The organism is Pantoea sp. GbtcB22 (assembly GCF_019091025.1).
Classification (GTDB): Bacteria; Pseudomonadota; Gammaproteobacteria; order Enterobacterales; family Enterobacteriaceae; genus Pantoea; species Pantoea leporis.
The window spans coordinates 1,670,271-1,681,843 of record NZ_JAGXKB010000001.1; the positions used below are offsets into that span (position 1 = coordinate 1,670,271).

An 11,573-nucleotide genomic window follows, 5' to 3' on the forward strand; every position below is an offset into this window, starting at 1 on the left:
GTAAGTTCCTGTCGCTCAACCAGTGGTTAGTTTAGGTGCTGAAAGGCTCCGCTGAGCGGTTTTTCGAGTGGATAATCGAGATCGCCATGCTTGCTGGTACCAAAGCCTAGCGCCACCAGCGACTCCACCATTTTTACCGCAGCGCCGACCCCGTCGATTACCGGCATGCCCAGTTCTTTGGTGAGATCCTGCGCCAGCGTAGCCATACCGCCACAGCCCAGCACAATCGCGCCGCTGCCATCTTCGCGTTTGGCCTGCATGCAGCGCTGACGCACTTTCTCCTGCGCCACGCCGCTGCCGTCTTCGAGCGCCAGCACCGGCAGATCGATGGCGTGCAGCGCGGCACAATGGTGTGTGAAGCCATATTGCTGCAGCAGATGGCGCGCAATCACCAGCGTGCGCGGCAAGGTGGTGACAATCGAAAAGCGCGTCGCTACCAGCGTGGCGGTGTGCATGGCCGCTTCCGCAATGCCAATTACCGGGCCGCTCGCCAGTTCACGCGCCGCCAGCAATCCAGGATCGCCGAAGCAGGCAATGATATGGCCACTCACGCCCTGCTCTTTGCCGCGTTTAACCTGCTCCAGCACACCAATCGCCGCGATGGCTTCATCAAAATGACCTTCAATCGACTCGACGCCGTGAGTCGGGCACACCGCCAGAATCTCGGTGCCCGGCGCGGCGACGGCGCGCGCGGCAGTACCCATGGTTTCCGTCATCGCTAAGCTGGTGTTGGGATTGATGACCTGAATCAGGCTCATGATGCCGCTCCTTTGTTACCGGCAAATAACCGGGTGAAATCAGGCAAGGTTTCGCCGCTGCGCTCAAAGTGCAGGCTGGCAACAATATGTTCGAAGTGATGCTGCAGCGCCGCCGTCAACCCCGGCAGATCTTTTTGCCGCAGCAGATCCACCAGCCGATCGTGATGATCGCATCGGCAGCCGCGCTGCCACGGTGCACCGTAAGCGGCAATCACCAGCGACGAACGCTGCGTCAGGCGCGTCACCATATCGGTGAGCACTGCGTTACCGGAGATCGCCTGCAGCTGAATATGAAAGGCGGCGGAGAGACGAATCGCGGCGGCACCATCATGCTGGTCATGTGCCAGCTGCTCTTCTTCAATCAGCACGCCGAGTGCCGCTAAGTGCGGTGCCTGCACGTGGCTCAGCACCGCCGGCAGATTGGCGCACTCTAATAAACTGCGGGTGGCAAAGATGTCGCGGGCTTCATCCACGCCCGGCGTCGCCACCTGTGCACCACGCCTGGGCGACAAGGTGATCATTTGCACCGCGGCGAGGCGTTGCAGCACCTTACGAATGCCGGTGCGACTCACGCCGAAGACATCCGATAAGGCTTCTTCCGGCAATTTACTGCCCGGCGGCAGTTGATGCTCAACGATGGCGGTAAGCAGCGCCTGATAGATAGGTTCATCGCGATCGTTCAGATCGGCAGCCGTTTTCTGGCCTGTTTCACTCTTCATTACCTGCTCCGGTAAGTGACTGTGTGCTGCACATCGTATACGTGAAATTATTTTTTTGTATACAAGAAATCATTTCTGGCCTGGATCCTGCAATACCGTTTCACGCTGTGATTATTTTTCCATGATGTTGAGAGGAGCAGGTTTCATGCCAAATCATTCTGAAGTGACCTCGCGGGTGGCCTCTGAAGCCAACGCACAATACAGTCCACGTCTGTGTAATGACGATCTGGCGCCGACGCGCGACCAGAACTGGTCGTGGTACAACATCTTTTCGTTCTGGATGTCGGACGTGCACAGCATGGGCGGCTACGTGGTGGCCGCCAGCTTCTTTACCCTCGGGCTGGCGAGCTGGCAGGTGCTGCTGTGCTTGTTAGTGGGCATCTGCATTGTGCAGCTGTGCGCCAATCTGGTGGCCAAACCGAGCCAGATGGCGGGCGTACCGTACGCAGTGATTTCGCGTCAGGCGTTTGGCGTGTTTGGCGCTAACATCCCGGCGATTATTCGCGGGCTGATCGCTTTTGCGTGGTACGGCATCCAGACTTATCTGGCGGCTAACGCGCTAATGCTGGTGCTGCTGAAGTTCTTCCCCACCCTGAGCAGCATGACGCAAAGCAGCTGGCTCGGCTTATCTCAGCTGGGCTGGTGTTGTTTCGGTGTGATGTGGTTACTGCAGGCGATGGTGTTCTGGCACGGCATGAACGCGATTAAACGCTTTATTGATGTCGCCGGTCCGGCGGTGTACGTGGTGATGGTGGCGCTGGCGGGCTGGATTGTATACAAAACCGGTTTCGATGGTATCTCCTTCACGCTGGCCAGCAAGCAGTTGAGCACCGGCGAGCAAACCTGGCAGATGATTACCGCCACCGCGCTGGTGGTCTCCTACTTCTCCGGTCCGCTGCTGAATTTTGGTGACTTCTCGCGTTACGGCAAAAGCATGGGCGAAATTCGTCGCGGCAACCGCTGGGGCTTACCGTTCAACTTCCTGCTGTTCTCGATTGTCACCGTGGTGATTGTCTCCGGTACGCAATCGCTGTTCGGCAGAATGATCACCGATCCGATTGAAACTGTCAGCATGGTGGGTAACGACGTGGCGGTGGCGATTGGCCTGCTGACCATGATTATCGCTACCATCGGCATTAATATCGTGGCGAACTTTGTTTCGCCGGCATTCGACTTCTCGAACTGCTCACCGCAGAAAATCAGCTTCCGCACCGGTGGCATGATTGCCGCAGTCGGTTCAGTGTTACTGACGCCGTGGAACCTGTTCCAGTCGCCAGAACTGATTCACTACACGCTGGATGTGCTGGGCTCGTTTATTGGGCCGCTGTTTGGCATCCTGGTGGCCGATTTCTATCTGATTAAACGCAGCAAAGTCTACGTGGATGACCTGTTTGATGACACGCCGAAAGGCCGTTACTGGTATCGCGGCGGCTTCAACCCGAAAGCAATTGCCGCGCTGCTGCCGTCGGTGGGCATTTGTCTGGTGATCAGCTTTATTCCTTCACTGCATGCGGTGGCGAACTTTAGCTGGTTTATCGGCGTGGCGTTGGGTGCGGGCTGCTATCGCTGGCTGGCGCGCGCTGATCGCGAAGAGTCGGTGGCGGCGTATCGCGCGACGGTGGCGGTACAGAAGGATTAAGTTGCGTGCGCGCTGGCCCTCATTCCATCCTTCGCCCGCTTGCGAGAGAAGGCGGGGGATGAGGGAAACGACACCATTTAGAAAAAGCAAAAAGCCGATGCATTTCTGCATCGGCTTCTTTAAATAGATTGGCGGAACGGACGGGGCTCGAACCCGCGACCCCCTGCGTGACAGGCAGGTATTCTAACCAACTGAACTACCGCTCCGCGCTTTGTTCCCCGTCGAGAACGAGGCGCATATTAATAGCAGCTTTCACACCCGTCAACGCTTTTTCTGTGGGAATGTTTCGTTTGACGTTTTTTTCAGCTTAACGTCGATTTTGCACGCAAAATCAGCCGTTTTACACGCGCCACAAGCAGCTACCACCCTTCTTCTGCACCAAATCCAGACGACCTTCGTGCGCAGCAATCTCTTCATCGCTGGCGCTGACCACGCGCAGACCTGAACTCGGACGCACAATGCGCTGAATGTTCTCCGCGCCGCCCTGATTGTTCTGCTCGCCGTCCAGAGAAAATGCCAGCGAGGTTTGACCGCCGGTCATCATCAGGAATACTTCGGCCAGAATCTCGGCATCGAGCAGTGCGCCGTGCAGCGTACGCTTGCTGTTGTCGATTTCATAACGGTTGCACAATGCATCGAGGCTGTTGCGCTTGCCGGGATACATCTTACGCGCCATCGCCAGGCTATCGGTGATCTGGCAGAAGGTTTCGGTTTTGCCGATATCCCGCTTCAGCATGCCGAATTCATAATCCATAAAGCCGATATCGAACGATGCGTTATGGATCACCAGCTCTGCGCCACGGATGTAATCAAGGAATTCGTCGGCGATATCCGCAAATATCGGCTTATCAGCGAGGAATTCATCGGCGATACCGTGAACGCCGAACGCTTCCGGATCCACCAGCCGATCGGGCTTCAGATACATATGGAAGTTGTTGCCGGTCAGGCGACGGTTGATCACCTCAACCGCACCAATTTCAATGATGCGATGTCCTTCATAATGCACACCGATCATGTTCATGCCGGTGGTTTCAGTATCGAGGACGATCTGGCGGTTATTTGCAGTGCTCATAGGACTCGTTTTATGTCAGACTTGGCGTTTTGTCAGAAGGAAGTCTACCAGAGATGCGTAAACAGGTAGAAATATTCACCGATGGATCTTGCCTGGGCAATCCCGGTCCCGGCGGTTATGGCGCCATTTTACGATATGGCGCGCATGAAAAAGAGTTCAGTACAGGCTATCGCCTCACCACCAACAATCGCATGGAAATGATGGCGGCTATCGTGGCGCTCGAAGCGTTAAAACAGCCGTGTGAGGTGGTGATCAGCACCGACAGCCAATATGTTCGTCAGGGTATCACCAGTTGGATCCACAACTGGAAGAAACGCGGCTGGAAAACCGCCGATAAAAAACCGGTAAAAAATGTCGATCTATGGAAACGCCTCGATGTGGCGCTCAGCAACCATGAAATTAAGTGGGAATGGGTAAAAGGCCACGCGGGGCATCCGGAGAACGAACGCTGCGACGAACTGGCACGCAGCGCGGCGGGAAAGCCCACTCAGGATGATATCGGTTATCAGGTTGAATCCTGATCCTTCACTTCACGAAACTGGCGCGTGACATTAACCGTTTGCCGTAGCTGGCTTTGACTCAGATTCTTCTTCATTTTGGTGGGCGTTAGCGGGAACGTACGTTTACGTGCCACCACAATGTTCAAACAACCGAGCGCCGGTAAATGCGCGCTGATCACCCTGCCGCCCTGCCGATGCCACGGCACCACCTGAAAACGGGTGCGGTAAACCACCTCATAATTCAGCAGGCCCAGCCAGTCGAGCAATCGTACCTGGCTGAACATCCGACCACTCCACGGCGCGCGCGAGTGCAGACCCGGAATGCCTTTGCTAATGCCTAATAAACTGAAAGGGTTGAAGCCGCTGATGATCATCCAGCCATCATCGATCAATACCCGATCCACTTCACGCAGTACGCGGTGCGGATCCTGACTCCACGCCAACGTATGCGCCAGTAAACAGGCATCTACGGATTTAGATTCAAAGGGTAATTGCGTGTTATTGGCAATAACCTGTAATTCATCGCCCTCAATGCCCACATTCACCTGATGCGATATGGCACACTGGCTGGTGTTGATTTCTGCGCTGAGGCTGCCAATTTTAAGCATATGAAAGCCATACAGCTTGCCGAGATAAGGCTGCAGTTGCTGAGTGAGCGCGTCGCGAAAATAGTCTCCCATTGGCATATCGCGCCAGGAGCGCGGTGCGGTCAGGATTTGGCGTGTTTTAGCCGGCTTCATGCTCTACCATTTTCCTTTTTCTACGACCTGAGAGGTGTTTATGAATCTTACCAGCATTCCCGCATTGCAGGATAACTACATCTGGACACTAACGGACGATGACAATAGGTGTTTGATAGTCGATCCCGGCGAAGCACAGCCGGTGCTGGATAAAATCAGGGCCAATCATTGGCAACCCGTGGCGATTTTGCTGACACATCATCATCACGATCACGTCGGCGGTGTGGATGAGCTGCTGCAGCACTATCCCGAATTGGCGGTTTTCGGTCCAGAGGAAACGGCAGATAAAGGGGCGAAGCGTATTGTGGCCGAAGGTGATGAATTTACCCTGCTTGGGCTGAATTTCCGTGTCATCGCAACACCCGGTCACACTTTAGGACATATCTCATATTTCAGCTCCCCTTATCTTTTCTGTGGTGACACGATGTTTTCTGGCGGCTGCGGGCGTTTATTTGAAGGCACTGCAGAGCAAATGTTCGAATCATTTCAAAAACTTAATCAGCTCCCTGAAGATACTCTCGTTTGCTGCGCGCATGAGTACACTTTATCCAATATGAAGTTTGCTGCGGCTATTCTGCCCCATGACCCTAAAATTTTGGCAAGGTATCAGCAAATTAAGGACTTACGCGCAGAAAACCGCATCACTTTACCAACAAAACTGGCCTTAGAGCGGGAAATAAATTTATTTTTACGCACGCAAGAGGCTGATTTACAACAGGCTTTAGGCACTAATGTCTCATCATCAGCGTTATGGCAAATATTCGCCGATCTACGCGAGAAGAAAGACCGCTTTTGATATTTGAGGTTGTGTTGTGGTGGACCGTCACGTATAGTTGCTCGTCTTTTAAGCGAACTATTGACACACACATGAAGGCTAAAGCGATCTTACTCGCCTCGGTCTTGCTGGTAGGATGTCAGGCATCAAGGAATGACGCCAATATCCCCGTACAGCATGCCCAGAGTCTGTCTTCAGCTGGTCAAGGTGAAAATGGAAAGTACGGAGATCGATTGTTGTCGCCGCGATGGCAGGATGATGGAACAAGCCTCGCAGAAGATACTGATCTCTGGAATCACATTAGTGACGAGTTGAAGATGGGGATTCCGGAAAACAGCCGGATCCGCGAACAAAAAACAAAATTTTTAAAAAATAAGAGCTATCTCCACGATGTAACATTACGGGCAGAGCCGTACATGTACTGGATTGTCGAGCAGATACAGAAACGTAAAATGCCGATGGAACTGGTACTGCTACCCATAGTGGAGAGCGCTTTTGACCCACACGCAACATCTTCTGCGAATGCCGCCGGCATCTGGCAGATTGTTGCACAAACGGGCAAAAACTATGGTTTGAAACAGAACCAATGGTACGACGGACGCCGCGATGTGGTGGCCTCGACCAAAGTAGCGCTGGATATGATGCAGCGTCTGAACGGTATGTTTGACGGCGACTGGTTACTGACCATCGCCGCCTATAACAGCGGTGAAGGACGTGTGCTGAAGGCGATGAAACAGAATAAGGCGCGCGGTAAGCCGACTGACTTCTGGAGTTTATCGCTGCCCCGCGAGACCACGGTTTACGTACCTAAAATGTTGGCCTTGAGTGAGATTCTCAAGAACAACAAGCGTTACGGTATCAAACTGCCGACCCCGAACGAGAGCCGTGCTTTAGCTCGCGTAGAGGTGGGACAGCAGATTGAACTGACGCAGGCCGCCGATATGGCCGGAATGTCTCTCAGCAAGTTGAAGACATTTAATGCCGGTTATAAAAACGGTGCCACTGCGCCAAATGGACCGCACTACATTATGGTGCCTAAGTCCAACGTTGCTAAGTTGCGCGATTCACTGGCTTCCGGTGATATCGCTTCCGTGCAGCCTACCGAGATGGCGAAAGTCAGTGCGGCAGAAAACAGCTATACGGTACGCAAAGGCGACACCTTGTCTGGCATTGCCAACAAGCTTGGCGTAAGCGTCAGTGCACTGAAACAGCAGAACAATCTGCGCAGCGCTTCAGTTCGTACCGGTCAGACTCTGACCGTGAGCGGCAAAGCGAGCACGCAATTGGCTGATAACGGCAACAGCATCACCTACCGTGTACGTAAGGGTGATTCTTTTGCCAGTATTGCTAAACGCCACGGTGTGAACACCAAAGACGTTATGCGCTGGAACAGTGACGCTAAAGACATTCAGCCGGGCGACAAGCTCACGCTGTTTGTGAATAATAGCGCAACACCTGATACCTAATGCCCCGAAAAGGCTGACTTTTGTCAGCCTTTTTCATTTTCTGCTTCTGCTAAATTCTGCATATCGCCTGTTCAGGCTCTGACTCGCCCTTCCCTGTATTATTTCAGCTGAACATTAACTGTTGCGAGGCGTGAGTTCGAGCGTATTAGCTTAACGCTCGATACCGTAGAGAGAGTTGAACTCAACCAGCAGCGGATTGTGATCTGATGCGCGCGTCACCAGTACCGAAGCTTCACTGACCTTCATATCGCGGTAGAAGACGAAATCCAGTGGGCGCCCAAAGGCTTTTCGGCGATGGTCATCGGTGAAGTTCACCTCACGCAAAGACATCTCCCGCGCAAAGCGATACAGCGCATTCATGCGCTGGCGGCTCCAGGCGTTAAAATCCCCCGCCATGATCACCGGCCCGCGATGATGTTGAATCTGTTCGCCAATCGGCCCCAACTGTTTGCTGTAGACATCGACACCGAGACTGAAATTGACCGCGTGGATATTCACCACCATCAGCATTTCGCCCGTGGGTAATGGATACGCCGTGACCAGCGCAGATTTGGCCAAACGCAGCAGCGGCTCACGTTCCCTTAGTGGGCAACAGTACACAGGGTGCGCAGACGCCAACGTCATGACGCCGGAAGGATGTTGCGGTAAGACAAAGGCTGGCACCTGATCGGCCGCAAGATAGTTACTGGTGGCGAATTTGACCAGTTCAGGCGTGGCCTGCGCCTCCTGCAGCAGAACAAGGTGGGCATCTTTGCCAAAACCCTGGAGCACAGACATCCAGTCTGCACGCTGTTGCTTGAAGATATTCCAGACTAAAACTCGCAGTGTGGGATCAGCTGGCAAAGGTGCGCCAGGCGGTAATGCCTGCCCAAGATGCAGCATTGCCCCCGGCGGAAAAATCCGTTCTGCTGGCTGACCTGCTACATAACGCATTGAATAAGTTTTTTTCCGCACTTTCCCGCCCAACTGGTTTACGACTCGCACTTCACCTGACTGTTATAGGGATTTTAGCGCGGGGTTTCAATTGGTGTTCTTGATTGTCGGAATTCGCCTCACAGCTTACCAATGTAAAAGCCTGCCAGCTGGCAGGCTTTCGTGCGGGTTATTCCATCGCTATCGCAGTCTGAGTTTTATCGGGTTGGCCACTCAATCGCACTAGCAGCAGCGTGCCAGGTACATACACCGTACCGATCCACGGAGTTTGCGCCAATCCATAATGTTCAACAATGCAGAATCACGCTCACTGCGGCAGGCAGCGTAATACGGAGTTGTTCAGCGATGGTTGGGCTCAGAACGACGATAACAAATTCTGTCGTTCCGATCGCACAGGCACTGATCGTCAGCGCCCAAAGTGCAATTGGCATGATTAACTCCCATTAAGGTTTTGATGGGCATTAGTGTTGCCGCATGCTTTAATGACAAAAAGATGCAAAGTGCGAACAGACTTTTGCTTTTGGAGGGATAATGAAGGCATCGTCAGATGAGCTTAAGGTGTTTATCGCTGTAGTGGAGAGCGGCAGCTTCAGTCGCGCTGCAGAGCAGTTGCACATGGCCAATTCAGCGGTGAGTCGTACGGTTAAAAAACTGGAGAATAAGCTGGGTGTCGCGCTCTTAACGCGTACTACGCGTCAGCTAGCGCTCACTCATGAAGGCGAGCATTACTTTCGCCGCGTGCAAAAGTTGATGCAGGAGATGTCAACCGCCGAGAGCGAGTTGATTGAGCGTCAGCTGGCGCCTCAGGGCGTACTGCGTATTGATGCTGCTACACCCGTGATTCTGCATCTGTTGCTACCGATGATTAAACCCTTTCGTGAGCGCTATCCCAATGTCACACTATCGCTCATCTCCTCAGAGAGCTTTATTAACCTCATCGAACGTAAAGTCGATGTGGCGATTCGCGCTGGCAATTTGACGGATTCTACACTGCGCGCTCGTTTGCTCTTTATAAGCTATCGCAAATTAGTAGCAACGCCGGCTTATCTGGCGAAATATGGTGTCCCTGCATCAACAGCTGATTTGGCTCAGCATGAATGCCTTGGCTTCGTTGAAACGCCACGCTTAAATCGCTGGCCTGTCGCAGATGAAGGTGGCGATCTTTATGACATCACGCCAGGAATGTCATCTAACAGCGGCGAAACGCTCAAACAGCTAGTGCTAGGCGACCAAGGTATCGCGTGTTTATCAGATTTTATGGTAGATAAAGAGATAGGTGATGGTACTTTTATTGAACTGCTTGCTGAACAGCGTATTCCAGTTGAGATGCCTTTTAATGCAGTCTATTACAGTGACTTAGGAGTTAGCCAACGCGTCAGGGCGTTTATCGATTTTCTTAGTGAATGGGTTAAAGCTCAGCCCTGGCGAGTGCAGGGCTGATAAAGGGATGCAGTGATTAATCCCAGTCTGGCGCCAGACCTTCTGGACTCACTAAGCGCTGATGACGATCCAGCGCGGCAATATTTGCCATATCTTGATCGTCTAGCTGCAGATCAACCGCTGTCATGTTGCTCGCCAGGTTTTCACGTTTGGTTGATGACGGGATCACCGCGTAACCTAACTTCATCGCCCATGCCAAAACAACCTGTGCCGGAGTAGCTTTGTGCTTCTGCGCAATGGTATTAATTACCTCATCCTTCAGCGCTTCTCCATAAGCCAACGTCATGTAAGAAGTGATGTGAAGACCATTCTTTTTAGCAAAATCAACCACCTGCCTATTCTGCAAAAAGGGATGCAGCTCAATCTGGTTAGTCGCTATATTTTCTACGCCAACCGCGTCAATCGCCTCTTTCATCAAAGCAATTGGGAAGTTTGAGATACCAATCTGCCGCGTCAGCCCTGCTTCTTTTGCTGCCATCAATGCCAACATGCTCTCTTTCACCGATACCGCCGATCCGGGAGAAGGCCAGTGGATTAAGGTGAGATCGATATAACCGGTGCGCAGCTTTGCCAGGCTCTCTTTCAAGCTGGGAATCAACTTTTCAGCCGAAAGATTGTCGATCCAAATTTTAGTGGTAATAAACAAGTCGCCACGTGCTGCGCCATTCTCAGCGATCGCCTGGCCCACAGCCGCTTCATTTTCATAGATTTGCGCAGTATCAATTGTGCGATAGCCAAGTTCCAACGCAGTTTTAACTGAATGGATTACAACGTCATCTTGCAGGCGGAAAGTACCTAAACCAAAGGCGGGGATTGTCATGATTTCCTCATCGTATAGTGTTATGTTTCGATGGGAATTATTTTGGCAGGTTTATTATTGCTGAAAAATCCGTTTATAAGCAGAAGAATTTTGATTTTTTATCAACAATAATGGAAAAATTGCAGATATGAAAAAGCCCTGACTTTTCAGTCAGGGCTTATCAATTAAGTGGCGGAACGGACGGGGCTCGAACCCGCGACCCCCTGCGTGACAGGCAGGTATTCTAACCAACTGAACTACCGCTCCACCGATTCTGTACTGATATCAGACAATCGTTCTGATTTCAGGTGTTTCGCCCTTCCCGCGTCACAGGGAAGGTCACGACCCGGTAACGGGTCTTAAATTGATGCCTGGCAGTTCCCTACTCTCGCATGGGGAGGCCCCACACTACCATCGGCGCTACGGCGTTTCACTTCTGAGTTCGGCATGGGGTCAGGTGGGACCACCGCGCTAAAGCCGCCAGGCAAATTCGTGCTGCACGAAACGAATATTTTTCACTGATGCCGCGTTGCTCTCCCTCGCGTAACTCAGTCACATACTTCAGTATGCTCCCTCGCTCCGTCTCGCTCGGCGCCTCGCCTCAGCGTAAAATCTTCGCTTCCGCTAATTCTTTATCCGGTAAAACAAGCTGAAAATCCGGTCTCTCAGACCAAAACGCCTCTGGCGTTGTAAGGTTAAGCCTCACGGGTCATTAGTACCGGTTAGCTCAAC

10 protein-coding genes, 2 tRNA genes, 1 rRNA gene and 2 pseudogenes are annotated in these 11,573 nt (G+C 52.6%); 5 read left to right on the forward strand and 10 right to left on the reverse strand.

Annotated features, from left to right (window positions below):
- Positions 1–26: 26 nt before the first annotated feature.
- Together hpxA and KVT28_RS07900 are read right to left on the reverse strand one after the other, a co-directional pair.
- Complete coding sequence (hpxA, locus tag KVT28_RS07895) at positions 27–758, reverse strand: allantoin racemase (RefSeq protein WP_217547494.1); 732 nt, start codon at positions 756–758, stop codon at positions 27–29.
- The gene (locus KVT28_RS07900) at positions 755–1,477 is read right to left on the reverse strand and encodes a GntR family transcriptional regulator (protein WP_217547497.1); all 723 of its coding nucleotides are present in this window, start codon (positions 1,475–1,477) and stop codon (positions 755–757) included. Before KVT28_RS07900 ends, hpxA begins: the two co-directional genes overlap by 4 nt.
- Positions 1,478–1,622: 145 nt before the next feature.
- Here KVT28_RS07900 and KVT28_RS07905 point away from each other — a divergent pair, with 145 nt between their 5' ends.
- Positions 1,623–3,116 carry an NCS1 family nucleobase:cation symporter-1 gene (locus tag KVT28_RS07905; protein WP_192236769.1) on the forward strand — a complete coding sequence of 498 codons (1,494 nt, stop codon included), beginning with the start codon at positions 1,623–1,625 and terminating at the stop codon, positions 3,114–3,116.
- Positions 3,117–3,245: 129 nt separating this feature from the next.
- Here the strand turns inward: KVT28_RS07905 and KVT28_RS07910 are convergent.
- Together KVT28_RS07910 and dnaQ are read right to left on the reverse strand one after the other, a co-directional pair.
- Positions 3,246–3,322 (reverse strand) — tRNA-Asp (locus KVT28_RS07910).
- A gap of 134 nt (positions 3,323–3,456) precedes the next feature.
- On the reverse strand, positions 3,457–4,188 hold the full coding sequence (gene dnaQ, locus KVT28_RS07915; protein WP_101762551.1) for a DNA polymerase III subunit epsilon: 732 nt from the start codon (positions 4,186–4,188) through the stop codon (positions 3,457–3,459).
- On the opposite strand from dnaQ, the pseudogene rnhA reads away from it, so the two are divergent.
- A pseudogene (gene rnhA, locus KVT28_RS07920) lies at positions 4,142–4,709 on the forward strand (ribonuclease HI). The gene dnaQ and the pseudogene rnhA sit on opposite strands and share 47 nt — an antisense overlap.
- On the opposite strand, the gene KVT28_RS07925 reads toward rnhA, so the two are convergent.
- Complete coding sequence (locus tag KVT28_RS07925) at positions 4,694–5,428, reverse strand: class I SAM-dependent methyltransferase (RefSeq protein WP_061723590.1); 735 nt, start codon at positions 5,426–5,428, stop codon at positions 4,694–4,696. The pseudogene rnhA and the gene KVT28_RS07925 sit on opposite strands and share 16 nt — an antisense overlap.
- A gap of 40 nt (positions 5,429–5,468) precedes the next feature.
- On the opposite strand from KVT28_RS07925, the gene gloB reads away from it, so the two are divergent.
- Positions 5,469–6,224, forward strand: a complete 756-nt coding sequence (gene gloB, locus KVT28_RS07930) for a hydroxyacylglutathione hydrolase (RefSeq protein WP_101762553.1) — start codon at positions 5,469–5,471, stop codon at positions 6,222–6,224.
- 71 nt (positions 6,225–6,295) lie between these two features.
- Positions 6,296–7,669: a murein transglycosylase D gene (mltD, locus tag KVT28_RS07935; protein ID WP_217547500.1), complete on the forward strand. Its 1,374-nt coding sequence runs from the start codon at positions 6,296–6,298 to the stop codon at positions 7,667–7,669.
- A gap of 150 nt (positions 7,670–7,819) precedes the next feature.
- Here the strand turns inward: mltD and KVT28_RS07940 are convergent, their stop codons facing one another.
- The gene (locus tag KVT28_RS07940; RefSeq protein WP_008105211.1) at positions 7,820–8,623 is read right to left on the reverse strand and encodes an endonuclease/exonuclease/phosphatase family protein; all 804 of its coding nucleotides are present in this window, start codon (positions 8,621–8,623) and stop codon (positions 7,820–7,822) included.
- Positions 8,624–8,913: 290 nt separating this feature from the next.
- Positions 8,914–9,033 (reverse strand): annotated as a pseudogene (locus tag KVT28_RS07945) (MFS sugar transporter); the annotation flags it as partial.
- A 100-nt stretch (positions 9,034–9,133) separates the two neighbouring features.
- Here KVT28_RS07945 and yafC point away from each other — a divergent pair.
- Positions 9,134–10,042: a DNA-binding transcriptional regulator YafC gene (yafC, locus tag KVT28_RS07950; RefSeq protein WP_101762555.1), complete on the forward strand. Its 909-nt coding sequence runs from the start codon at positions 9,134–9,136 to the stop codon at positions 10,040–10,042.
- Positions 10,043–10,058: 16 nt separating this feature from the next.
- Here the strand turns inward: yafC and dkgB are convergent, their stop codons facing one another.
- From dkgB to rrf, 3 genes are all read right to left on the reverse strand, one after another.
- Positions 10,059–10,862, reverse strand: coding sequence for a 2,5-didehydrogluconate reductase DkgB (gene dkgB / locus KVT28_RS07955; protein ID WP_101762556.1), 804 nt, complete (start codon positions 10,860–10,862; stop codon positions 10,059–10,061).
- A gap of 169 nt (positions 10,863–11,031) precedes the next feature.
- Positions 11,032–11,108 (reverse strand) — tRNA-Asp (locus KVT28_RS07960).
- A gap of 102 nt (positions 11,109–11,210) precedes the next feature.
- Positions 11,211–11,326: ribosomal RNA gene (gene rrf / locus KVT28_RS07965) — 5S ribosomal RNA — on the reverse strand.
- Positions 11,327–11,573 lie beyond the last annotated feature (247 nt).

Coding starts and splice junctions, on each gene's coding strand:
- hpxA (WP_217547494.1), bottom strand. CDS start 758: ATGAGCCTGATTCAGGTCATCAATCCCAACACCAGCTTAGCGATGACG.
- KVT28_RS07900 (WP_217547497.1), bottom strand. CDS start 1,477: ATGAAGAGTGAAACAGGCCAGAAAACGGCTGCCGATCTGAACGATCGC.
- KVT28_RS07905 (WP_192236769.1), top strand. CDS start 1,623: ATGCCAAATCATTCTGAAGTGACCTCGCGGGTGGCCTCTGAAGCCAAC.
- dnaQ (WP_101762551.1), bottom strand. CDS start 4,188: ATGAGCACTGCAAATAACCGCCAGATCGTCCTCGATACTGAAACCACC.
- KVT28_RS07925 (WP_061723590.1), bottom strand. CDS start 5,428: ATGAAGCCGGCTAAAACACGCCAAATCCTGACCGCACCGCGCTCCTGG.
- gloB (WP_101762553.1), top strand. CDS start 5,469: ATGAATCTTACCAGCATTCCCGCATTGCAGGATAACTACATCTGGACA.
- mltD (WP_217547500.1), top strand. CDS start 6,296: ATGAAGGCTAAAGCGATCTTACTCGCCTCGGTCTTGCTGGTAGGATGT.
- yafC (WP_101762555.1), top strand. CDS start 9,134: ATGAAGGCATCGTCAGATGAGCTTAAGGTGTTTATCGCTGTAGTGGAG.
- dkgB (WP_101762556.1), bottom strand. CDS start 10,862: ATGACAATCCCCGCCTTTGGTTTAGGTACTTTCCGCCTGCAAGATGAC.